21 protein-coding genes are annotated in these 22,091 nt (G+C 71.2%); 8 read left to right on the top strand and 13 right to left on the bottom strand.

Annotated features, from left to right (window positions below; genetic code table 11):
• The first annotated feature begins 306 nt into the window (after nucleotides 1-306).
• The 3 genes from pknB to ACZ63I_RS33915 all read left to right on the top strand — a co-directional run bounded on the left by pknB (nucleotide 307) and on the right by ACZ63I_RS33915 (nucleotide 3,759).
• Nucleotides 307-2,283, top strand: a complete 1,977-nt coding sequence (gene pknB / locus ACZ63I_RS33925; RefSeq protein WP_469343306.1) for a Stk1 family PASTA domain-containing Ser/Thr kinase — start codon at nucleotides 307-309, stop codon at nucleotides 2,281-2,283.
• Nucleotides 2,284-2,321: 38 nt separating this feature from the next.
• The gene (locus tag ACZ63I_RS33920) at nucleotides 2,322-3,176 is read left to right on the top strand and encodes a deoxyribonuclease IV (RefSeq protein WP_469343305.1); all 855 of its coding nucleotides are present in this window, start codon (nucleotides 2,322-2,324) and stop codon (nucleotides 3,174-3,176) included.
• 85 nt (nucleotides 3,177-3,261) lie between these two features.
• On the top strand, nucleotides 3,262-3,759 hold the full coding sequence (locus tag ACZ63I_RS33915) for a DUF4396 domain-containing protein (protein WP_469343304.1): 498 nt from the start codon (nucleotides 3,262-3,264) through the stop codon (nucleotides 3,757-3,759).
• A 29-nt stretch (nucleotides 3,760-3,788) separates the two neighbouring features.
• Here ACZ63I_RS33915 and ACZ63I_RS33910 read toward each other — a convergent pair whose 3' ends face one another.
• Nucleotides 3,789-4,421, bottom strand: coding sequence for a sulfite oxidase-like oxidoreductase (locus ACZ63I_RS33910; RefSeq protein ID WP_469343303.1), 633 nt, complete (start codon nucleotides 4,419-4,421; stop codon nucleotides 3,789-3,791).
• Nucleotides 4,422-4,577: 156 nt separating this feature from the next.
• On the opposite strand from ACZ63I_RS33910, the gene bfr reads away from it, so the two are divergent.
• Nucleotides 4,578-5,057, top strand: a complete 480-nt coding sequence (bfr, locus tag ACZ63I_RS33905) for a bacterioferritin (RefSeq protein ID WP_469343302.1) — start codon at nucleotides 4,578-4,580, stop codon at nucleotides 5,055-5,057.
• A 22-nt stretch (nucleotides 5,058-5,079) separates the two neighbouring features.
• Here bfr and ACZ63I_RS33900 read toward each other — a convergent pair whose 3' ends face one another.
• Nucleotides 5,080-5,361: a (2Fe-2S)-binding protein gene (locus ACZ63I_RS33900; protein ID WP_469343301.1), complete on the bottom strand. Its 282-nt coding sequence runs from the start codon at nucleotides 5,359-5,361 to the stop codon at nucleotides 5,080-5,082.
• A gap of 179 nt (nucleotides 5,362-5,540) precedes the next feature.
• Nucleotides 5,541-6,902 carry a class II 3-deoxy-7-phosphoheptulonate synthase gene (locus tag ACZ63I_RS33895; protein ID WP_469343389.1) on the bottom strand — a complete coding sequence of 454 codons (1,362 nt, stop codon included), beginning with the start codon at nucleotides 6,900-6,902 and terminating at the stop codon, nucleotides 5,541-5,543.
• Nucleotides 6,903-7,169: 267 nt separating this feature from the next.
• Here ACZ63I_RS33895 and ACZ63I_RS33890 point away from each other — a divergent pair, with 267 nt between their 5' ends.
• On the top strand, nucleotides 7,170-9,113 hold the full coding sequence (locus tag ACZ63I_RS33890) for an anthranilate synthase family protein (protein WP_469343299.1): 1,944 nt from the start codon (nucleotides 7,170-7,172) through the stop codon (nucleotides 9,111-9,113).
• A gap of 111 nt (nucleotides 9,114-9,224) precedes the next feature.
• Here ACZ63I_RS33890 and ACZ63I_RS33885 read toward each other — a convergent pair whose 3' ends face one another.
• The 4 genes from ACZ63I_RS33885 to ACZ63I_RS33870 all read right to left on the bottom strand — a co-directional run bounded on the left by ACZ63I_RS33885 (nucleotide 9,225) and on the right by ACZ63I_RS33870 (nucleotide 12,975).
• The gene (locus tag ACZ63I_RS33885) at nucleotides 9,225-10,253 is read right to left on the bottom strand and encodes a 6-phosphofructokinase (protein ID WP_041990636.1); all 1,029 of its coding nucleotides are present in this window, start codon (nucleotides 10,251-10,253) and stop codon (nucleotides 9,225-9,227) included.
• Nucleotides 10,254-10,377: 124 nt separating this feature from the next.
• The gene (locus ACZ63I_RS33880) at nucleotides 10,378-11,043 is read right to left on the bottom strand and encodes a response regulator (RefSeq protein ID WP_469343298.1); all 666 of its coding nucleotides are present in this window, start codon (nucleotides 11,041-11,043) and stop codon (nucleotides 10,378-10,380) included.
• A complete protein-coding gene (macS, locus tag ACZ63I_RS33875; protein WP_469343296.1) occupies nucleotides 11,040-12,221 on the bottom strand; it encodes a MacS family sensor histidine kinase in 1,182 nt (393 codons plus the stop codon). Before macS ends, ACZ63I_RS33880 begins: the two co-directional genes overlap by 4 nt.
• Nucleotides 12,222-12,249: 28 nt before the next feature.
• Nucleotides 12,250-12,975, bottom strand: coding sequence for a lysophospholipid acyltransferase family protein (locus ACZ63I_RS33870; protein ID WP_469343388.1), 726 nt, complete (start codon nucleotides 12,973-12,975; stop codon nucleotides 12,250-12,252).
• Between the two features lie 194 nt (nucleotides 12,976-13,169).
• On the opposite strand from ACZ63I_RS33870, the gene ACZ63I_RS33865 reads away from it, so the two are divergent.
• The gene (locus ACZ63I_RS33865; RefSeq protein ID WP_469343294.1) at nucleotides 13,170-13,949 is read left to right on the top strand and encodes an alpha/beta hydrolase; all 780 of its coding nucleotides are present in this window, start codon (nucleotides 13,170-13,172) and stop codon (nucleotides 13,947-13,949) included.
• Nucleotides 13,942-14,589, top strand: a complete 648-nt coding sequence (locus tag ACZ63I_RS33860; RefSeq protein ID WP_469343293.1) for a hypothetical protein — start codon at nucleotides 13,942-13,944, stop codon at nucleotides 14,587-14,589. The genes ACZ63I_RS33865 and ACZ63I_RS33860 overlap by 8 nt, the downstream gene beginning before the upstream one ends.
• A gap of 32 nt (nucleotides 14,590-14,621) precedes the next feature.
• Here the strand turns inward: ACZ63I_RS33860 and ACZ63I_RS33855 are convergent, their stop codons facing one another.
• The 6 genes from ACZ63I_RS33855 to ACZ63I_RS33830 all read right to left on the bottom strand — a co-directional run bounded on the left by ACZ63I_RS33855 (nucleotide 14,622) and on the right by ACZ63I_RS33830 (nucleotide 19,537).
• Nucleotides 14,622-15,374 (bottom strand): endonuclease/exonuclease/phosphatase family protein, encoded by a 753-nt coding sequence (locus ACZ63I_RS33855; RefSeq protein WP_469343291.1) that lies wholly within the window; start codon nucleotides 15,372-15,374, stop codon nucleotides 14,622-14,624.
• Between the two features lie 125 nt (nucleotides 15,375-15,499).
• Complete coding sequence (locus tag ACZ63I_RS33850) at nucleotides 15,500-16,441, bottom strand: ROK family glucokinase (RefSeq protein ID WP_041990624.1); 942 nt, start codon at nucleotides 16,439-16,441, stop codon at nucleotides 15,500-15,502.
• Between the two features lie 65 nt (nucleotides 16,442-16,506).
• Nucleotides 16,507-16,989, bottom strand: coding sequence for a DUF5304 domain-containing protein (locus ACZ63I_RS33845; RefSeq protein WP_469343290.1), 483 nt, complete (start codon nucleotides 16,987-16,989; stop codon nucleotides 16,507-16,509).
• A 90-nt stretch (nucleotides 16,990-17,079) separates the two neighbouring features.
• Nucleotides 17,080-18,267 carry an ArsA family ATPase gene (locus ACZ63I_RS33840; RefSeq protein WP_469343289.1) on the bottom strand — a complete coding sequence of 396 codons (1,188 nt, stop codon included), beginning with the start codon at nucleotides 18,265-18,267 and terminating at the stop codon, nucleotides 17,080-17,082.
• The gene (locus ACZ63I_RS33835) at nucleotides 18,267-18,713 is read right to left on the bottom strand and encodes an SRPBCC family protein (RefSeq protein ID WP_469343288.1); all 447 of its coding nucleotides are present in this window, start codon (nucleotides 18,711-18,713) and stop codon (nucleotides 18,267-18,269) included. The genes ACZ63I_RS33840 and ACZ63I_RS33835 overlap by 1 nt, the downstream gene beginning before the upstream one ends.
• 56 nt (nucleotides 18,714-18,769) lie before the next feature.
• Entirely contained in the window at nucleotides 18,770-19,537 is a 768-nt protein-coding gene (locus ACZ63I_RS33830; RefSeq protein ID WP_469343286.1) for a metallophosphoesterase family protein, read from the bottom strand.
• A gap of 232 nt (nucleotides 19,538-19,769) precedes the next feature.
• Between ACZ63I_RS33830 and ACZ63I_RS33825 the strand changes: the two genes are divergently transcribed.
• Nucleotides 19,770-21,581 carry an AMP-dependent synthetase/ligase gene (locus ACZ63I_RS33825; protein ID WP_469343285.1) on the top strand — a complete coding sequence of 604 codons (1,812 nt, stop codon included), beginning with the start codon at nucleotides 19,770-19,772 and terminating at the stop codon, nucleotides 21,579-21,581.
• Nucleotides 21,582-22,091: the final 510 nt, after the last annotated feature.

The raw sequence follows: 22,091 nt of genomic DNA, 5'->3' as shown, positions 1-22,091 counted from the left end.
CGCAGGCCCGCGAGGTACGAGCGAACCGAGCACGGCCGACCGTCCGCAGGGGGCGCAAAAGGCCCGCTGAACGCCCCGGCCCAGTTCTCGGCGAGTGAGCCAAAGGGGCGCGCCGCTGTCGTAAGAGAGAGCGCGCGCAGGCCCGTGAGGAACGAGCGGGGCGAGCACGGTCGACCGTCGACAGTGGCTTGCAGCGCCCCGGAGGCGAACCGAGCCTCAAAAAATACAGTCACGGGACGGCTGCAGTATTGCGACCGCTTTGCGCGCGGCTGGGGCTTCGTCCGGCCCTGATCGTAGACTCGCGGCGTGGATACGACCCTCAACGACCCGATTGTCGGACAGGTGCTCGACGGCCGCTATCGCGTCGACGCGCGCATCGCCGTCGGCGGTATGGCGACGGTCTACCGTGCGGTCGACACCCGGCTCGACCGGGTGCTCGCCCTCAAGGTGATGCATCCGGCCCTCGCCACCGACGTGACGTTCGTGGAGCGTTTCATCCGCGAGGCCAAGTCCGTGGCCCGGCTCGCGCATCCCAATGTGGTCGCCGTCTTCGACCAGGGCGCCGAGGGCGCGTACGTGTATCTGGCGATGGAGTACGTCGCGGGGTGCACGCTGCGCGACGTCCTGCGGGAGCGCGGGGCGCTTCAGCCGCGGGCCGCGCTGGACATCCTGGAGCCGGTGCTCGCCGCGCTCGGGGCCGCGCACCGCGCGGGGTTCGTGCACCGGGACATGAAGCCGGAGAACGTGCTGATCGGGGACGATGGCCGGGTGAAGGTCGCCGACTTCGGTCTGGTCAGGACCGCGGGGGACGTGACGAACACGACCGGGACCGTGCTCGGCACGGTGTCGTATCTCGCTCCCGAGCAGATCGAGTCGGACGCGTCCGACGCCGGGGTCGACGTGTACGCGTGCGGGGTGGTCCTGTACGAGATGCTGACCGGCGCGAAGCCGCACGGCGGCGGGTCGCCCGCGCAGGTGCTGTACCAGCATCTGAACGAGGACGTGCCGCCGCCTTCGGCGCTGGTGCCGGCTCTCGCCGTCGAGCTGGACGAGCTGGTCGCCGCCACCACCGTCCGCGATCCGAGGGGCCGGCCGGCCGACGCGGTGGCGATGCTCGCGCTGGTGCGGCAGGCGCGTGCCGCGCTCGACGACGCGCAGCTCGACGCCGTACCGCCGCGGGCCAGGCCGGTGCCCGACGGGCAGTCGGGCGCCGAGAACCGTACGTCCGTGCTGCCGCGCGCGTTCCCGGCCGGCGGTGTCGCGGGCGTCGGCGGGGTCAACCGGACCAGCAGGCTGGAGATGGCGTCCCCCGAGGGGCCGCCGCCGGCCCGGCCGCCGCGCGGCCGTGGCGCGGGGCGCGGTCGCGGCGGGGCGGGCCGGGCGGGCCGCGCCGGGGTGCCCCGGCGCGGGCTGATCGCGATGATCGTCGCCGCGCTGCTGGTGGTGGGGGTGGGCGCCGGTGTCTGGTACATCAACTCGGGCCAGTTCACCCGGGTCCCCGCGCTGCTGGGCCAGAGCGAGCAGACGGCGAAGAACAGACTCTCGGACGCCGGGCTCGACGCCAAGGTCGACCGGGACTTCAGCGACACGTTCAAGCGCGGCACGGTCATGAAGAGCGATCCGGAGCCGCGCTCGCGCATCCGCGGTGACGGCCCGGTGACGATCGTCGTCTCGCGCGGCCCGGAGATCGTCGACGTCCCCGACCTGGAGGGGATGACCCTGGCCGAGGCCAGGGCGGCGCTGAAGAAGGTGGGGCTGGCCTCGGGGACCGTCTCGCGGTCCTTCGACGACGACCACGACCAGGGCACGGTCATCGGTTCGGACCCCGAACCGGGCACGGAGGTACGGCCCGACAAGGGCATCGCGATCAACGTCAGCAAGGGCAGCGCGATCGACGTCAGCGATGTGACCGGCGAGTCCGTCGAGGACGCGACGGCGGAGCTGGCGGACAACGGGCTCAAGGTCAAGGTCGCGGCGGAGCGGGTCAACTCGGACGACGACGAGGGCGCGGTGGCCCGGCAGTCCCCCGGCGAGGGCGCTCAGCTCGCCGAGGGCGACACCGTGACGCTCACGCTCTCCAAGGGGCCGAAGCTGATCACCGTCCCCGATGTCACGGGCCAGTCGATCGACGAAGCGCAGAGCACGCTGGAGGGCGCGGGCTTCGACGTCCGCGTCAAGCACAGCTTCCCGTTCATCGACGACACCGTCGCCGAGCAGTCCGTCGAGGGCGGCGACACGGCGCCCGAGGGCAGCACGATCACGATCAAGACCGAGGGGCTCTAGGTCGGGCGTCCGCGCCGCAGCGACGTATCGTGATCCACATGCGTAACCCGGTCGGCGCCCATGTCCCTGTGGCCGGCGGTCTCGCCAAGGTGGGGCTCGCGTACGCCGACGAGCTGGCCGCCGAGGCCGTGCAGGTCTTCGTCGCCAACCCGCGCGGCTGGGCGACCCCCGACGGCAACCCGGCCCAGGACGAGGCGTTCCGGGCCCGGTGCGCCGCCGACGCGATCCCGGTGTTCGTCCACGCGCCGTACTTGATCAACTTCGGCTCGCACACCGAGGCGACGGCGCGGATGTCGGTCGACTCCCTGCGGCACAGCCTGCGGCGGGGCCGGGAGATCGGTGCGCGGGGCGTGGTGGTGCACACCGGCTCGGCGACCGGCGGCCGCGCGCGCGAGGTGGCTCTCGCGCAGGTACGGCGGCTGCTGCTGCCGCTGCTGGACGAGCTGACCCATGACGACGACCCGTATCTGCTGCTGGAGTCGACGGCCGGCCAGGGCTTCTCGCTCTGCTCGACGGCCGACGACTACGCCGCGTACTTCGCCGCGCTCGACTCACACCCCAAGCTGGGCATCTGCCTGGACACCTGCCACATCTTCGCCGCCGGGCACGACCTCGCAGCCCCGCACGGCACGCGGCGGACGCTGGACCTGCTGGTGCACGCGGTCGGTCCCGGGCGGCTGCGGCTGATCCACGCCAACGACTCCAAGGACGTGGCGGGGGCGCACAAGGACCGGCACGAGAACATCGGCTCCGGGCGGATCGGCGAGGAGCCGTTCCGCGAGCTGTTCCGGCATCCGGCGACCGAGAGGGTGCCGCTGGTGATCGAGACCCCGGGCGGCAAGGAGGGGCACGCGGCGGATGTGGAGCGGCTGAAGAAGCTGCGCGACGGATAGCCGCGACACACAAGAGGGAATACCCCACCAGGGTATACCGTTCGAGGAGTCGGCAGAGCACGTCGTCCCGTCACCGGGGGTTCCGATGGATCACGATCACGGCACCGATCAGCACACCGGCCAGCACCCGCCCGGCAGCCGCACCCGCGCCGACTGGCCCATGGCCGCCCGCGCGACCCTGCACTGCCTCACCGGCTGCGCCATCGGCGAGATCCTCGGCATGGTCATCGGCACGGCCTTCGGCTGGGGCAACGTGGAGACCACGGTCCTGGCCGTCGTCCTGGCCTTCTTCTTCGGCTACGCGCTCACCCTGCGCGGCATCCTCACCGCCGGCGTCGCCTTCAAGGCGGCCTTCCGGGTGGCGCTCGCCGCCGACACGCTCTCGATCGCCGTGATGGAACTGATCGACAACGGCGTGATCGCCCTCTGGCCCGGCGCGATGGAGGCGGGTCTGGCCGATCTGCTGTTCTGGGTCAGCCTCGCGCTCTCGCTGGTCATCGCCTTCGTCGTCACCACCCCCGTCAACAAGTGGCTGATCGGCCGGGGCAAGGGCCACGCCGTCGTGCACCAGTACCACCACTGACCAGCACCACCACCGGCCATCTCGGCGGGTTACAGCTCCGGCCCGTCCCCCGGCAGCTCCTGGTACGAGTAGCGCTGCTCACGCCAGGGGTCGCCGACGTTGTGGTAGCCGCGCTCCTCCCAGAAACCCCGGCGGTCGGCTGTCATGTACTCCACGCCACGGACCCATTTGGGCCCCTTCCAGGCGTAGAGCTGCGGCACGACGAGCCGCAGCGGGAAGCCGTGCTCGGCGGTGAGCAGCTCACCGTCCCGGTGGGTGGCGAATATCGTCCGGTCGGAGCCGAAGTCGGCCAGCCGCAGATTGGCGCTGTAGCCGTACTCGGCCCAGACCATGGCATGCGTGACGCCCGGCGCGGGCGGGGCGAGATCCAGGACCGTACGGGCGGGGACGCCGCCCCATTCGGCTCCCCGCATGGAGAACTTCGTGACGCAGTGCAGATCGGCGACGACGGTCGAGAACGGCAGCGCCGAGAACTGCTCGTGATTCCAGCAGTGCTTCTCACCGTCGGCCGTGGCCCCGAAGACCCGGAATTCCCAGCGATCCGGTTTGAATTTGGGCACCGGTCCGTAATGGGTCACCGGCCAGCCGCGCTGGAGGCGCTGACCTGGTGGAAGCTCGGACTCCTCCGGCTCCCGAAACCCCCGGTTCTCCGGCTGACCCATGCTGTCAATGGTGACAGACCGGGAGGGGTGGTCATGACCAGGTCTGCCCGGATTCGGGCAACTGTGACTAAGTAGCCCCTTACTGGACGGCTGATCACCACGGTGCGAGGATCCGAAGCATTCTGCCCGCTCACACGCCTGGAAGGAGCCGCCGCGATGCAGGGCGACCCCGAGGTCCTCGAATTCCTCAACGAGCAGTTGACCGCCGAGCTGACCGCGATCAACCAGTACTTTCTCCACGCGAAGATGCAGGAGAACTTCGGCTGGACGAAACTCGCGAAGAACACCCGCGCCGAGTCGTTCGACGAGATGCGGCACGCCGAGCTGCTCACCGACCGGATCCTCTTCCTGGACGGTCTGCCGAACTACCAGCGGCTCTTCCATGTGCGGGTGGGCCAGACCGTCACGGAGATGTTCAAGGCCGACCGCGAGGTCGAGGTGGAGGCCATCGACCGCCTCAAGCGCGGTATCGACGTCATGCGGGGCAAGGGCGACCACACGTCCCGGCGGATCTTCGAATCGATCCTGGAGGACGAGGAGCACCACATCGACTACCTCGACACCCAGCTCGATCTGGTCGAGAAGCTCGGCGAGGCGCTGTACATCGCCCAGCTCATCGAGCAGCCGGAGAGCTAGGGCCCGATCCGAGCGGCAGGGGCTAGGCGGCCTCGTCCAGACCGACGGTCACGGCCGTCGCTCCCGGCAGTACAGAGGCGGCCGCAGGCGCGGCCACGCTGCCCGCCGACGGTGCGACCGAATCCAGCAGCTCGCGGCGCGGGCAGCCGCCCCGGCCGAGCAGCGACTGGATGTGGCGTACGCACGAGCCGCAGTCGGTGCCGGCCTTGCTGGCCGACGCTATCTGCCGGGGGGTGCACGCTCCGGCGTCCGCGTGTTCCTTGATCTGCTTATCGGTGATTCCGAAGCACGAGCAGACGTACACGCGGGTTCACCTCCCGGCGGGATCGATGGTGGGGCCGTAGCGACGGCGGGCCGTCCCGAAGAATCGGTGAGGCTAACCTAACCTTACCCACCGGCTTCCGCACACAGAAGCCCCGCGCACGGCGATGGGGCGCGGATCACACGGATCCACGCCCCATCCCCTCGCCGATCACGAGGGCCCTACTGGTCCCGGTACATCTCCGCGACCAGGAAGGCCAGGTCGAGCGACTGGCTGCGGTTGAGCCTGGGGTCGCAGGCCGTCTCGTAGCGCTGGTGCAGATCGTCCACGAAGATCTCGTCACCGCCGCCCACGCACTCCGTGACGTCGTCACCCGTCAGCTCCACATGGATGCCGCCCGGGTGCGTACCGAGGTCCTTGTGCACCTCGAAGAAGCCCTTGACCTCGTCCAGGACGTCGTCGAAGCGGCGCGTCTTGTGCCCGGAGGCCGCCTCGAAGGTGTTGCCGTGCATCGGGTCCGTCACCCAGACCACCGTCGCGCCCGAGGCGGTGACCTTGTCGACGAGCTGCGGCAGCTTGTCCCTGACCTTGTCGGCGCCCATCCGGACGATGAAGGTCAGCCGGCCCGGCTCCCGGTCCGGGTCGAGCCGGTCGATGTAGCTGAGCGCGTCGTCCACGGTCGTCGACGGGCCGAGCTTGACCCCGATGGGGTTGCGGATCTTCGAGGCGAACTCGATGTGCGCGCCGTCGAGCTGTCGGGTGCGCTCACCGACCCAGACCATGTGGCCCGAGGTGTCGTACAGCTTGTTCGTGCGCGAGTCGGTACGGGTCAGCGCCGACTCGTAGTCCAGCAGCAGCGCCTCGTGCGACGCGAAGAACTCGACGGCGCGGAATTCGGCCGGGTCGGTGCCGCACGCCTTCATGAAGTTGAGCGCGTTGTCGATCTCGCGGGCGAGCTGCTCGTAACGCTGCCCGGACGGGGAGGACTTCACGAAGTCCTGGTTCCAGGCGTGCACCTGGCGCAGGTCCGCGTAGCCGCCGGTGGTGAAGGCGCGGACCAGGTTGAGCGTCGAGGCAGACGCGTGGTACATCCGCTTCAGCCGGTCGGGGTCCGGGATCCGGGACTTCTCGTCGAAGGCGAAGCCGTTGACGGAGTCGCCCCGGTAGGTGGGCAGCGTCACACCGTCGCGGGTCTCGGTCCCCTTGGAGCGCGGCTTCGAGTACTGGCCGGCGATCCTGCCGACCTTCACCACGGGCACGGACGCCGCGTAGGTGAGCACCGCGCTCATCTGGAGCAGGGTCTTCAGCTTCGCCCTGATGTGTTCGGCGGACACGGCGTCGAACGCCTCGGCGCAGTCGCCGCCCTGGAGCAGGAACGCCTCGCCCTTCGCGACGGCGGCCAGCCGGGAGCGCAGTTGGTCGCACTCGCCCGCGAAGACCAGCGGCGGAAAGGACTCCAGGTCCGCCACGACCTCGCGCAGGGCTTCCCGGTCGGGATACTCCGGCTGCTGGGCAGCGGGAAGATCTTTCCAGGTCGGCACAGGGGTCGCGGGGTTCTCAGCTTTCACGGTCACGGCGCCCAGATTACGCGCTCGCGGCGCGTGACAACCGCCCGGCTCACAGTGTGGAACGGCTCGTGTGCGGTAAGGTCCCAGCCATGTTCGCGCATTCGAATCAGAGCTGGTGGTGGCCGGATCATCCGGCGGCCCCCTGATTCGTCGCGAGCGTCAGCATCGCGAAGGCCGCCCGAGGGCGGCCTTCGGTGTTTTCCGGGCCCGGGATCTCCGGGCGGGAAGCGGGGGCGGCCCTCCCGCTCCGCCCCCGCCCGCACCCCGGAAGGAACACCGCCCATGTCTCAGCCGTCGGCGCGCAGCCTGCTCGCCCGTCTCCTCGACTCCGACTGCCCGCCCTTCGCCCTGCTCCGCCGCCGCACCCCCGGACGCGACCACGACACCGTGGAACTGCTGATCGGAGCCGTGCACGAGGCGGACCGGCTCGCCGACATCCCGGTCGGCAGCCGTCCCTCGCTCGCCCTGGTGCCGTTCCGGCAGATCAGGGAGCGCGGCTTCGACGCGCACGACGACGGGACGCCGCTGGCCGTCCTGGTCGCCGACGAGACGTACGAACTGCCGCTGGCCGAACTGACCGCGCTGCTGCCCGACCACGCGGTACGGGTCGAGGGCGGCGCCTTCGACATCGGCGACGAGCGGTACGCGGCCGTCGTGCGGCGGGTCGTCGAGGACGAGATCGGCCGGGGCGAGGGCGCGAACTTCGTGATCAAGCGGACCTTCGAGGGCCGCATCCCCGGCTTCGGCCGCGCCGACGCGCTCGCCCTGTTCCGGCGGCTGCTCACCGCCGAGCGCGGCGCCTACTGGACGTTCGCCGTGCACACCGGGGAGCGCACCCTGGTCGGCGCGAGCCCCGAGGTGCATGTCCGGATGAGCGGCGGGACGGTCGTGATGAATCCGATCAGCGGCACGTTCCGCTATCCGCCCGAGGGACCCACCCCGGAGGGGCTGCTGGCGTTCCTCGCCGACCGCAAGGAGACCGAGGAACTGTCCATGGTCGTGGACGAGGAGCTGAAGATGATGTGCACCGTCGGGGACAGGGGCGGGGTGGTGATCGGCCCCCGGCTCAAGGAGATGGCGCATCTCGCGCACACCGAGTACGAGTTGCGCGGCCGGTCCTCGCTGGATGTGCGCGAGGTGCTGAAGGAGACGATGTTCGCGGCGACCGTCACCGGATCGCCCGTGCAGAACGCCTGCCGGGTGATCGAGCGGCACGAACCGCTCGGGCCCGACGGGCGGGGGCGCGGCTATTACGCGGGGGCGCTGGCGCTCGTCGGGCTCGACGCCGGCGGGGCGCAGACCCTCGACTCGCCCATTCTGATCCGCACCGCCGACATCGCGGCCGACGGCCGGCTGCGGATGCCGGTCGGCGCCACGCTCGTACGCCATTCCGACCCGGCGGCCGAGGTCGCCGAGACGCACGCCAAGGCGGCGGGGGTGCTGGCGGCCCTCGGCGTGCGGCCGGCCCGCCCGCGCGCCGAGTCGGCCGGTCCCCGGCTGGCCGACGACCCCCGGGTGCGGGCGGCGCTGGACGGACGCCGGGCGGGGCTCGCGCCGTTCTGGCTGAAGATGCAGACCGATCCCGCCTCGCTCACCGGCCATGCGCTGGTCGTCGACGGCGAGGACACGTTCACCGCGATGCTCGCCCATCTGCTGCGCTCGTCGGGACTCGACGTGACGGTACGGCGGTTCGACGCACCGGGACTGCGCGAAGCGGCGCTGGCGCACCCGGGTCCCGTGGTGCTGGGCCCGGGACCCGGCGACCCGGCCGACGCGGCGGATCCGAAGATGCGGCTGCTGCGCGCGCTGACCGCCGAGCTGCTCCGCGACCACCGGCACGGTCTGCTCGGGGTCTGCCTCGGCCATGAGCTGATCGCCGCCGAACTCGGCCTGGAGACGGTGCGCAAGCAGGTCCCGTACCAGGGCGCGCAGACGCGGATCCCGCTGTTCGGCAGGGCGGAGACGGTCGGTTTCTACAACAGCTTCACCGCACGCTGCGACGAGGAGACGGCGCGCGAACTGGCCGCGCACGGCATCGAGGTGAGCAGGGACGCGGCGAACGACGAGGTGTTCGCACTGCGCGGCGCGGGGTTCGCCTCGCTTCAGTTCCACGCGGAGTCCGTACTGACCCTCAACGGGCCCCGGATCGTACGGGAGTCGCTGGCCGACGCGATGAAGGGGACGCAGTCGGAACGGCGGGCGGGGGCGCGGATCGAGCGGAACTGAGGCACCGGGCGCCGGGGATCATCGCGAGCCTTCCGTGGTGATCCCGGGCGCCGGGTCCGCCCGGCCGGCGAACCGGTCGGCCCGACCGGGGAATTCGTCAGCGGGACTCCGTCAGCCGAAGAAGACACTGACCTCCTCGTACAGTTCCGACGGGACCGTCTTCAGCTCGGCGACCGCCTCCGCGATGGGGACCCGTACGACGTCCGTCCCGCGCAGGGCGACCATCTTGCCGAAGTCGCCGTCCCGTACGGCCTCGATGGCGTGCAGCCCGAACCGGGTCGCCAGCCACCGGTCGAAGGCGCTCGGGGTGCCGCCGCGCTGCACATGTCCGAGGACGGTCGTCCGCGCCTCGTTGCCGGTGCGCCGCTCGATCTCCTTGGCCAGCCACTCGCCGATGCCGGAGAGCCGGACATGGCCGAAGGAGTCGAGGGTGCCGTCCTTGAGTACCAGGTCGCCGTCCTTGGGCATCGCGCCTTCCGAGATGACGACGATGGGGGCGTACGACGCTCTGAACCGTGACGTCACCCAGGCGCAGACCTGCTCGACGTCGAAGCGCTGCTCCGGGATGAGGATGACATTGGCACCGCCGGCCAGACCCGAGTGCATGGCGATCCAGCCGGCGTGACGGCCCATCACCTCGCAGACCAGGACCCGCATATGGGACTCGGCGGTGGTGTGCAGCCGGTCGATGGCCTCGGTCGCGATACCGACCGCCGTGTCGAAGCCGAAGGTGTAGTCGGTGGCCGAGAGGTCGTTGTCAATGGTCTTGGGAACTCCGACGCAGGGGATGCCCTGCTCGTCGGAGAGGGTGGCGGCGACACCCAGCGTGTCCTCGCCGCCGATCACGATCAGCGAATCGACCTCGTGGGCGGCCAGGGTCTCCTTGATCCGCCGTATCCCGTCCTCCTCCTTGAGAGGATTGGTGCGCGAAGATCCGAGAATGGTCCCGCCGCGCGGCAGGATGCCGCGCACGGCGGGGATGTCGAGCCGTACGGTGTCGTCTTCCAGCGGCCCGCGCCAGCCGTCCCGGAACCCGGTGAACGCGTACCCGTATTCCTGGACGCCCTTGCGCACGATGCCTCGGATGACCGCGTTGAGTCCGGGGCAGTCGCCGCCCCCGGTCAGTACTCCGACTCGCATGGAAAACACTTCCCTTCGCCGTCGGTGAGGTACCCGGGCCACCGGTGAAGTGACACAGGTCACTCCCGCATGGTGCGCAGCCCGAATTCCGTTGCGCCAGAGGGCGGTTGGAAGCGGGTGAAACTCAGACGTCGTCGAGGCCGCGCTCGATGGCGTAACGGACCAGCTCGACGCGGTTGTGGAGCTGGAGCTTGCCGAGCGTGTTCTGCACATGGTTCTGCACGGTGCGGTGCGAGATGACCAGCCGCTCGGCGATCTGCTTGTACGAGAGGCCCTTGGCGACGAGCCGCAGCACCTCGGTCTCCCGGTCGGTGAGTTGCGGCGCCTTGGGCTCGTCGGGAGCCGCCGGAGCGGGGTCGGACGCCAGCCGCCGGTACTCGCCGAGGACGAGCCCGGCGAGGCCGGGCGTGAACACCGGGTCGCCCGCCGCCGTGCGGCGCACCGCGTCGATCAGCTCGGCCGTGCTGGCCGACTTGAGCAGATAGCCGGTGGCGCCGGACTTCACCGCCTCCAGGACATCGGCGTGCTCCCCGCTCGCCGACAGCACGAGCACCCGCAGGGCGGGGAAGGCGCCGACGAGTTCCTTGCAGACCTGGACGCCCGGCATGCCGGGCAGATTGAGGTCGAGGACGAGCACCTCGGGGACGGTGGCCTTGGCGCGCCTTACGGCCTGCGCGCCGTCCCCCGCCGTCGCGACGACGTCGAACCCCGATTCGGCGAGATCGCGGGCGACCGCGTCGCGCCACATCGGATGGTCGTCGACCACCATCACCCTGATCGCTTCGGTCATCGCTCCGCCTTCCCCCGTGGAACCCGCAATTCGACTTCTGTGCCCTGCCCCGGCACGGAGATCAACTCAGCCGTGCCGCCCAGCTCCCGCAGCCTGCCGCGGATCGACAGGGCGACGCCGAGCCGCCCCTCGCCCTCGGCCTGCGCGAGCCGGCCTTCCGGGATGCCGGGGCCGTCGTCCCGTACGGTCACGACCACTTCGTCCGGCCAGTCCTCGACCAGGATCCAGGCGCTGGCTTCGGCGCCGGCATGCCTGCGGACATTGTCCAGGGCGGCGCTGACAGCCGCCGCCGTCTCCCGCGCGGCGGCCGGAGCCAGCGGCACCGGGGCGCCCGGCTCGGCGAAGCTGACCTTGGACCCGCTGTACGGGGCGAGCAGCGTCCGCAGATCGATCTCGGCCGGTTCCGCCGCGCCGGGCGGCTCGCCGGGGCCGCCGTCGTCGGTGCGCGCGGGCGGTACGAGACCGCTGGAGACCAGCGTGCGCAGGGCGACCTCCTGCTCGCCCGCCATCCGGCCGAGCTCGGCGGCCTCGCCGCCCAGCGCCGTACCGCGCCGCTGCACCATCGCCAGCACCTGGAGCACGCTGTCGTGGATGTCCCTGGCCAGCCGCTCCCGCTCCCTGGTCCGCGCCTCGATCTCCATGGCCTGGGCGAGGGTGCGCTCGGACGCGCGGGCGACCTCGACGACGTAGCCGATGGCGATGGAGGCCACCCAGACCAGCAGCACGTTGTGCAGCGTGTCCCTGCTGGGGTTGCCGCGTTCGACGAGGTTGGCGACGGCGACGAAGGTCGAAGCGACGCAGGCCCACCGCCAGCCGCCCTTGACCGCGAAGGCGAGCACCACACCGGCAGTCCATATCGACGGCAGGGTGGGCCCGTCGATGTGCTGGGCCTGTTCGTCGGCGAGCGGGGTGAGCAGGATGCCGGCGAGCGCCACGGCGAGGTCGCAGGCCAGGAAGGGCCTGGTGCACTTCGCGGCGTTGGCGACCCTCGGGAGGGTGACCAGCGTCCACACGCTCATCACGGCGAGATAGGCCACCGCCACCCAGGCCCGCTCGAACCTGTCCCGTTCGAAGACGAAGAGCAGCGCGGCGTAGACCATGGTCAGCAGCCGGTACGCGGTCAGCGCGCGCCACAGCGGCTGCTCGACCGACATCCTCACGACCCGCTCGCTCTTCATCGTCCCCCGCTCCCCCGTGCGCGCTCGGCTACCCCCGGGGCGCCGCGGCCCCTTCGGCGGCGTTCTTGCCCGCCTCGGCGAGCTGGCGCTTCGCCGCCGTCGCGTAGATGTCCACGTACTCCTGGCCGGACAGCTTCATGATCTCGTACATGACCTCGTCGGTGACCGCCCGCAGGATGAACCGGTCGCCCTGCATGCCCCGGTAGCGGCTGAAGTCCAGCGGCTTGCCGATCCTGATCCCCGGCCGCATCAGCTTCGGCATCACCTGTCCTGGCGGCTGGATCTTCTCCGTGTCGATCATGGCGACGGGGATGACGGGCGCTCCGCTGGCGAGCGCCACCCGCGCCAGGCCGCCGGGTTTGCCCCGGTAGAGCCGGCCGTCGGGCGAGCGGGTGCCCTCCGGGTAGATGCCGAACAGCTCGCCGCCGGCCAGCACCTTGACCCCGCTGTTGATCGCGGCCTCGCCCGCGCCGCGCGCGCCCGACCGGTCGACCGGGAGCTGTCCGACACCCTTGAAGAAGGCCGCCGTCAGCTTTCCCTTGACTCCGGGGGAGGTGAAGTACTCGGCCTTGGCGATGAAGACGACCTTGCGGTCGAGGACGGCCGGCAGGAAGAAGGAGTCGGAGAACGACAGGTGGTTGCTCGCGAGGATCGCCGGTCCCTCGGCGGGAACGTTCTCAAGGCCCTCCACCCAGGGCCGGAAGGCGAGCTTCAACGACCCCCCGATGGAGAACTTCATTGCGCCGTAGATCAACTCGACTGCCTCCTGTGTGCGCTCCGACTGACCATAACCCGTGCGGGGGCCGACGAGACCTGCGCTCATCTGCGTAGGGGGTCCGACGGACCTGGTCGGTGTCGGTCCGGTCGCGTACGGTGAAGTACACCTTCTGAGCGTCGCCGCACACCCCTCTACTGCCCGAACCCCCCTCTTACGAACAGGAGACCCCGGTGCCGGTCGTTCCTGGAGCCGAGCCGTACCGCCATGAGGGCGGTGACGTCGGCGTCCTCCTCTGTCATGGATTCACCGGATCGCCGCAGTCGCTGCGCCCGTGGGCGGAGTATCTGGCCGAGCGCGGTCTGACCGTGTCCCTGCCGCTGCTGCCGGGGCACGGCACCCGCTGGCAGGACATGCAGGTCACCGGCTGGCAGGACTGGTACGCGGAGGTGGACCTGGCGCTGCGGCAGCTCCTGGACCGGTGCGAGCAGGTCTTCGTGGCCGGGCTCTCGATGGGCGGGTCGCTGGCGCTGCGGCTCGCTTCGAAGCACGGACCCGCGATCAGCGGGGTGATCGTGGTCAACCCCGGTCTGAAGGTGCACGGACTGGCGGCGCACGCGCTTCCGGTGGCCCGTCATCTGATCCCCAGCACGAAGGGCCTGACGAACGACATCGCGAAGGCCGGCGGTGACGAGATCGGGTACGACCGGGTGCCGCTGCACGCGGCGCACTCGGTGCGGAAGTTCTTCCGGCTGGTGGACGCGGCGCTGCCGCAGGTCACGCAGCCGCTGCTGTTGCTGCACAGCGTGCGGGACCATGTCGTGCCGCCGGCCGACTCGGCCCGGGTGCTCGCGCGCGTCTCGTCGCTCGATGTCCGTGAGGTCTTGTTGGAACAGAGCTACCACGTGGCGACGTTGGACCATGACGCGGAGCGGATTTTCGAGGAGAGTCACGCGTTCATCGGCCGCCTCGCTCCGAGCGTCGGGAAGAAGGGGAGCAGCACCGGTGGCTGAGCATGACGCGGACCGCGAGCCGCAGCCGATCGACGAGGACGCCGCGTGGGCGGCGATCGTGGCGGGGTACGGCGAGGAGCCGGCCGACCCGCCCGGCGCGAAGCCCTTCAAGTCCGTCGACGGTCTGGCGGTGCTGGAGGGTGAGCGCAACAAGACGAAGGGGTCCGGCGGCGAGCAGGGCGGTGAGCCGGAGTCCGGGGCGGAGCCCGGCTCGGAGCCCGAGGGCCCGGCCGCCGATACCGCCGACGCCGCCCCTGCCGCCCCGGCGCCGGAGGCTGTGAAGCCGCCGCTGGGCGGCTCGGTGGTGTTCGCCCCGGGTGTGGGCGGCCCCCGTGACTACGCGCTCGACGAGCCCCATGACGACGGCATCGACGACGATGACGACGGCGAGGGCCATTTCGTACCGCCCGAGCCGCCGCCGCTGCCCGAGGCGGACGTCACGACGAGGTTCGCGTGGCTCGCCGTGATCGGCGGTCCGCTGCTGATGCTGATCGTGATCCTGTTGCAGTGGGACATGACGTGGTGGCTGACGACGCTGAGCATCGGCGGCTTCCTCGGCGGCTTTGCCACGCTGGTGGCGCGTATGCAGCATGACGAGGACGACGAGCACGACGACCCGGGGCGCGGCGCGGTGGTGTAGCGCCGCGCGGCCGGGTCAGCGGCCCGGCCGGGTCAGGAGGCGGGTACGCGCAGGGCGGCGAGTACGGGCAGATGGTCCGTCGCCGCCCGCAGGTCCGCCTCGCTGAGCCCCGGCAGGTCGCGGGGCACCCCGCAGCCGAGGACTTCCACGCCTTCGGTGGCGAGGATCGCGTCGATACGGCGGTGGGCCCCGGTCGACGGGTAGGTGTGTTCGCCGCCCCAGGGCCGCGCCGCCCAGGTGTCCCGCAGGGTGCCGGTGAGCAGCCGGAAGGCGCGTCCCGTCGGAGGTTCGTTGAGGTCGCCCGCGAGGATCGCGTGCGGTGCGTCCAGCGCCTTCAGCCGGTCGAGCGCCTGCCCGGCCTGGGCGTACCGCTCGTCGTCCTGGAGGCTCAGATGGCAGTTGAGGACACCGAGCCTGGCGCCGCCGAACCGTACGACCGCCGTGGCGAAGCCGCGCCGGTGCAGTCCGGGGGTGAGCGGCAGCAGGACGTCCTCGGTGTGTTCCACCGTCGCGCGCAGTGAGCACAGCAGCAGCGGTCCTGCGGCGGTCGCACCGCCGCCGAGCACCACGAGATCGGTCGCCATCGCCAGCCGTGAGGCCTTCTTGCGCCAGCGGAAGAAGCGCGGCGCCTCCTGGATGAACACCAGGTCGGGTGCGCAGGCCCGGATCACCCGGGCCAGCGCCGCACGGTCGTCGCGCATCGAGCGGATGTTGTAACTGAGCACCCGGATCACGGCCGAACCGTCCGGCTCGGTACGGGAGTCGGGCAGTGGGGACATCGCCATGCGCACACGATACGTGAGCCCGGCGGCGTGTCGGCGCACCGCCCGGTGCCCCCGGAAACGGCTGTGCCCGCCGTACCCCGGACATGGGATACGACGGGCACCGCCGGTGAATCCTGCTGCCGCTGTCAGCCCTGGCGGGCCAGGTCGGCCGCTCCCACCAGCCCTGCCTCACCGCCGAGTTTGGCCGCGAGCACCTGGGCGTGCGGACGCCATTCGCCGCCGATCAGCCAGCGCCGGAACGACTTGCGGATCGGGTCGAGGACCAACTCGCCCTCGTCCGACACCCCGCCGCCGACGATGAAGGCCGAAGGGTCGAAGAGCGACGCCAGGTCGGCGAGCCCGGCACCCGCCCAACGGGCCAGTTCCCGGAAGGAGTCGACGGCGACGGGGTCGCCGTCGCGGGCCGCGGCACTGATGTGCCTGCCCTCTATGCCCTCCACCGTGCCGTCGCCGAGCGCGAGCAGCCGCTCGGCGTTCTCCGGTGTCGCGTGCGCGCGCTGGCGCGCGTACCTGACGAGGGCGCGCCCCGAGGCGTACTGCTCCCAGCAGCCCTGGCTGCCGCAACCGCACAGCAGCCCGTCGGGCACGACCCGGATGTGCCCGAACTCGGCTGCCACACCGAAGCGTCCGCGGCGCAGCTTGTTGCCGATGATGATGCCGCCGCCGAGTCCGGTGCCGAGCGTGATGCAGATGACGTCGTCGTGGCCCTGTCCTGCCCCGAACTTGTACTCGCCCCACGCCGCCGCGTTGGCGTCGTTCTCCACGACGACGGGCAGGCCGATGCGCTGTTCGACCTTGTCCTTGAGCGGTTCGTGCCGCCAGTTGATGTTCGGCGCGAAGAGGACGGTGGCGCGCTTGTCGTCGACGTAGCCGGCGGCGCCGATGCCGACCGCCTCGATCTGGTGTCCCTCGCCCGCGCCCGATACGGCAGCGCAAATCGCGTCGACAATTCCTTCGGCCGTCTGCGGGGTGGCCACCTTGTGCATCCCCCGAATGGTGCCCTCTTCGTCGACCACGCCGGCCGCGATCTTCGTGCCGCCGATGTCGACGCCGATGGTGAGTCCCATGTGTCCCTCAGTTTTCGGTCGAGCCCCGCTAAGGGCAACCGTACCCGAGGGCGGGGCTTCTCCCCTCAGTCCAGGTCGATATGACCGTCCGGACCTGGCCGTTCGTCACGGGGGTCCGAGGGGTCGTCCGACTTCTTCAGATCGGCCGAGAGGTCGACGGGGCCGGTCGGCGGGGTGACCGGGCCCTGGGTCCAGCGGCTCTCCTGGCCTTCGACCGCCGAGCGGTACGCGGCGAGGAGTTCGTTGCCCGCTGCCGCGAGATGGTCGAAGACGCCGGGGTTGCGCTCGATGACGGGCTCGACGGCCGACCTGGCCTGGTTGATGAACTGCTGGACGGCGCCCTGCGCGGCCATGCCGAACAGCGGGGTCTGCAGCGAGGAGACCTTGTCGGAGACGGCGTCGACGAATTTACGCAGTTCGTCGGAGGCGGAGGCGGGCGGCGGTCCGTAGACGGCCCGGCGCCTGGCCTTCTCGGCGGCCAGGTCTTCCGCGCATGCCGTGGCCCAGGCGTCCGAGTCGGCGGCGGGGCGCTCGGTTGCATCGCTCATGGGGTACTCCCGCGTCAGTGACAGGGGCCTCTCACCGAGCACGGCGAAAGGGTGCTTGTATCCGACGGTACCCGAACGGCCGTATTACGTTCAGTCGGCGTGCGGCCAGACCGCGGGGTCCGGGGTGAATCTGACCCGCAGCACCTCGTCGGTGAGGGCGGCGCCGGTGACGGTGCAGCGGCGCAGTGCCGAGGTCAGGGGCACGATCCGGCGGAACGGGCCGACGGTCAGCAGGAGTTCGTCGTCCTTGCGCACGAGGTTGACGTCCTTCTTGGACACCCCGGGCAGCGGCAGGCTCCACACGAGCAGACCGTCGTCGGCGAGCCGGTCCTCGGTCCACCAGGGGTCGGCCGCCCGGCCCTCGGGCCGCTCGTCGGGCTCGGGTACGTCGAGGGCGGCGAGATCGCCGGTGCCGTGCGGGTCCCGGCCCAGATGCGCGCTCTCCCGTACGGGGACGTCGGGCGCCCAGCTCTTGTGCCAGCCGTCGAGGCTCTTCTGCTGCTGGGCGGCGAGCCCGGCCGCCCACGGGTCCGCCTGGTCACCGGGGACCAGCCGGTTCGCCACGAGCGTCTCGACCCGGATCCCGTACAGGGCGAGCCCCACCCGGGCCGAGCGCAGGGCCTCGTCGGCGGCCGGTCCTGGCTCCGCGACGAGCCGTACCGTCGTCGTCCTGTCCTCGATCAGCGACTGCACCCCCGCCAGCTCCGTGTCCCGGTGCTCGACCGTGCGGTACAGCCACTGCGCGGGCATCGGTACGCCGGCGAGCTGGGCCATCATCGGCCGCAGCGCGCGGGCCGCCTGCCGCTCGGGAGGCAGCAGCCGGCGCAGGTAGCGGCGGAGCTGCTCGGGCAGGGCCAGTACGGCGATGGCGTCCCGCAGGGGCGGCATGTCGACGACGAGGACGTCCCAGTCCCCCTTCGCCGCCGCGCTCAGGGAGTGCAGCAGGGCGAACTGCTCGCTGCCGGGCAGTTCGGTCAGCTCCTCGCCGGCCAGCCTGCGGGCGCCGAGCAGATCGAGCCCGGCCCCCACCCGCTCCTGGAGGGTGAGCAGCTCGGTGCGGAAGTGCCCCGCCGAGTCGGTGCGTGCCGCCCACAGCCCTTCCGCGACCTCGGCGGGCTCGTCGGGCCGCGGCCCTGCGGGCAGCGGCAGCGGCTCGCCCTCGGGGTCGGCGGAGAGCAGCAGCGTACGGCTGCCGCGCCGGGCCGCCGCCAGGGCGGTCGCCGCGGCCACGGTGGTCCGGCCGGCCCCGCCGGGGCCGGTGACCAGGACCGTACGCATCAGACTCCGGGGGTGGATTCGACGCGCTTCTTCAGGCCTGCGAGTGCCCGGTCGATGATGACCTTCTCGGCCTTGCGCTTGATCATGCCGAGGAGCGGGATCTTCACGTCCACGGCCAGCCGGTAGGTGACCTCGGTGCGGTCGGTGCCCAGCGGCGCCAGCAGGTACGAGCCGTCGAGGGAGCGCAGCATCTGGGACTTCACCAGCGTCCAGCTCACCTCGTGCGCGCCGGTCCAGGTGTAGGCGAGGGTGTGGTCGTCCTTGATCGCCCCGGCGTCGAGCACCAGCCTGACCTGCTCGGCGCGGCCCTCGGCGTCGGTGGCGAGCACCTCGGCCTCTTTGACCTCGCCGGTCCATTCGGGATAGCGCGCGAAGTCGGCGATCACGCCCATGACGTCGGCCGGGGCCGCCTCGATCGTGATGCTCGAACTGGTGTGTTCCGCCATCGCCGTGCTCCTCCAGGACTGGGTACGCCGCGTGCAGGCTATCGCGTGCGCGGGGCTCACCATTCCAGGGCCCACGGCCGTCCTGTCGAGGCGAAGTGTCCTACGTTCACACATTCCGTCACACCGACCCGCATCCGCCGCGCCAGCGGCTGATGGACATGGCCGAAGAGGGCGTAGCACGGCTTCGTACGGCGCACGGCGGCCAGCAGCGCGCGGCTGCCGCGCTCGAAGCGGCGGGCCACCGTGTCGTAGATCAACTCGGGTACTTCCGGCGGGATGTGCGAGCAGAGCACGTCGACATCGCCGAGCGCCTCGACCTTGGCGGCGAACTCCTCGTCGGAGATCTCGTACGGCGTGCTCATGGCGGTGCGCAGCCCGCCGCCGACGAAGCCGAACACCAGGCCGCCGATCTCGACGCGCTCGCCGTCCAGGACGGTGGTGCCGGGGCCGGCGTACTCCCGCCAGAGCGGCGGCATGTCGACGTTTCCGTACGTGGCGTACGTCGGGGTGGGCAGCACGGCGAACATCTCGGCGTACTGCCTGCGCACGGCGCCCTCGATGGCGGCCGCCGGCTCGACCCCCAGCTCCGCCCACAGCCCGCGGCCGAACTCCCTGGCCTCCTCGAACCGGCGGGCGGTGCGCAGCTCCACGATCCGGTCGGCGTTCGCGACGCCGAAGAGGTCGGGGAAGATGCCGCGCGAGTGGTCCGCGTAGTCGAGGAAGAGAACCAGGTCGCCGAGACAGATCAGCGCGTCGGCACCCTCGCCGGCCCGCGCGAGATCCCGCACGTTCCCGTGTACGTCACTCACCACGTTCACCCGCATGACGATCAGCCTAACTCCCCTCCCCTACCCGGGTAGAGACCTCCGGACCTGCGACTTCTGCCGGGGTGTCAGCGGGGTGGACTACTCTGCGCGGAGTACGTGAAGAATCGTGTGACGCGGGAAACATCTGGTCTGGACCCCCTATCGTGCGCCAGTACCGATGGGTAACGTCCGGGCAGTCCAGCCGTGCTCATACAGCCGTGGCGCCGGCGCCCGATGAGGAGCAGCAGTCTTGCGCGAGTTCAGTCTTCCGGCCCTGTACGAGGTCCCCTCGGACGGCAATCTGACGGATCTCATCCGCCGCAACGCCACGCACCACCCCGAGGTGGCGGTCCTCGCCCGAAAGGTCGGCGGCACCTGGACGGATGTCACGGCCGAGCAGTTCCTCGCCGAGGTGCGGGCGGCGGCCAAGGGCCTGATCGCCGCGGGCATCGGCCCCGGCGACCGGGTGGGCCTGATGTCGCGCACCCGCTTCGAATGGGTGCAGCTCGACTTCGCGATCTGGAGCGCCGGCGCGGTCACGGTCCCCGTGTACGAAACCAGCTCGGCCGAGCAGATCCAGTGGATCCTGGGCGACTCGGGCGCGGTCGCCGTGATCGTGGAGAGCGCGGAGCACGCGGCCTCGGTCGAGTCGGTACGGGACGGGCTGCCGGCCCTGCGGGACGTGTGGCAGATCGACAGGGGCGCCGCCGTCGACGGCGCCGTCGACCAGCTCACCTCGGCCGGTGCCGGGGTCAGCGACGAGACGGTGGACGAGCGGTCCGCGTCCGCGAAGGCGGACGACCCGGCGACCATCGTCTACACGTCGGGCACCACGGGCCGCCCCAAGGGCTGCGTGCTCACCCACCGCAGCTTCTTCGCCGAGTGCGGCAACGTGGTCGAGCGCCTCAAGCCGCTGTTCCGTACGGGCGAGTGCTCCGTCCTGCTCTTCCTCCCGGCCGCGCACGTCTTCGGCCGGCTGGTCGAGGTGGCGTCCGTGATGGCGCCCATCAAGCTCGGCTGCGTCCCCGACATCAAGAACCTCACCGACGAGCTGGCCGCCTTCCGGCCCACGCTGATCCTGGGCGTCCCGCGCGTCTTCGAGAAGGTCTACAACTCGGCCCGCGCCAAGGCCCACGAGGACGGCAAGGGCCGCGTCTTCGACCAGGCCGCGCACACCGCCATCGCCTACAGCCGCGCCCTGTCGACCCCGCAGGGCCCCTCCCTCGGCCTCAGACTCCGCCACAAGCTCTTCGACCGCCTCGTCTACGGCAAACTCCGCGCGGTGCTCGGCGGCCGCGGCGAGTACGCCATCTCCGGCGGCGCCCCGCTGGGCGAGCGGCTCGGCCACTTCTACCGGGGCATCGGCTTCACGGTCCTGGAGGGCTACGGCCTCACCGAGTCCTGCGCGGCGAGCGCCTTCAACCCCTGGGACCGGCAGAAGATCGGCACGGTCGGCCAGCCCCTGCCGGGCTCCGTCGTACGGATCGCCGACGACGGCGAGGTGCTGCTGCACGGCGAGCACCTGTTCACCCGCTACTGGAACAACGAACCGGCGACGGCCGAGGCGCTGGCGGACGGCTGGTTCCACACCGGCGACATCGGCACGCTGGACGAGGACGGCTACCTCGCGATCACCGGCAGGAAGAAGGAGATCCTGGTCACCGCCGGCGGCAAGAACGTCGCCCCCGCGGTCATCGAGGACCGGATCCGCGCGCACGCCCTGGTCGCCGAATGCATGGTCGTCGGCGACGGCCGCCCGTTCGTGGGCGCGCTGATCACCCTGGACGAGGAGTTCCTGACCCGCTGGGCCACCGACCACGGCAAGCAGCCGGGCTCGACACCGGCGACGCTGCGGCTGGACCCGGAGCTGCTGGCGGAGGTGCAGCGGGCGGTGGACGAGGGGAACGCGGCGGTGTCGAAGGCGGAGTCGGTACGCAAGTTCCGCATCCTGACGGCGCGGTTCACGGAGGAGTCGGGGCACGTCACGCCGTCGCTGAAGCTGAAGCGGAACGTGGTGGCGAAGGATTTCGCCGACGAAATCGAAGCGATCTATCAGGGCTGACGCGGGGGACTGTCCCGGCGGACGTTTGCAGTCCGGCCGGTGGTCGACTGACGGCCGTGGTTGCGGTGTCGCCGTCCGGCGGGGTTCACGTGTCTTGGTTGCGGTTGTCGCCGGGGGCCGTTCCGGGATGGTGTCCTGCGCTGCGGTGTCGCCGTCCGGCGCGGTTCGGGGTTGCGGGGTGTGGTTGCGGTGGTCGCCGGGGGCCGTTCCGGGGTGGCCTCCTGCGCTGCGGTGTCGCCGTCCGGCGCGGTTTGTGGTTGCGGGTCTTGGTTGCGGTTGTCGCCGGGGGCCGTTCCGGGGTGGCCTCCTGCGCTGCGGTGTCGCCGTCCGGCGGGGTGACCGGTCTGGGTTGCGGTGGTTGCCGGGGGCGGTGTCGCCGTCCGGCGGGGGCGGCCGGGGTGACCGGTCTGGGTTGCGGTTGTCGCCGGGGGCCGTTCCGGGGTCGTGTCCTGCGCTGCACGATTTACGGCGCGTACTCGTCCCACACGCGGTGCACCCGGACATGCGCCG

Source organism: Streptomyces sp. NPDC087906 (assembly GCF_055584925.1).
This window is presented reverse-complemented; position numbering and strand designations above follow the sequence as displayed.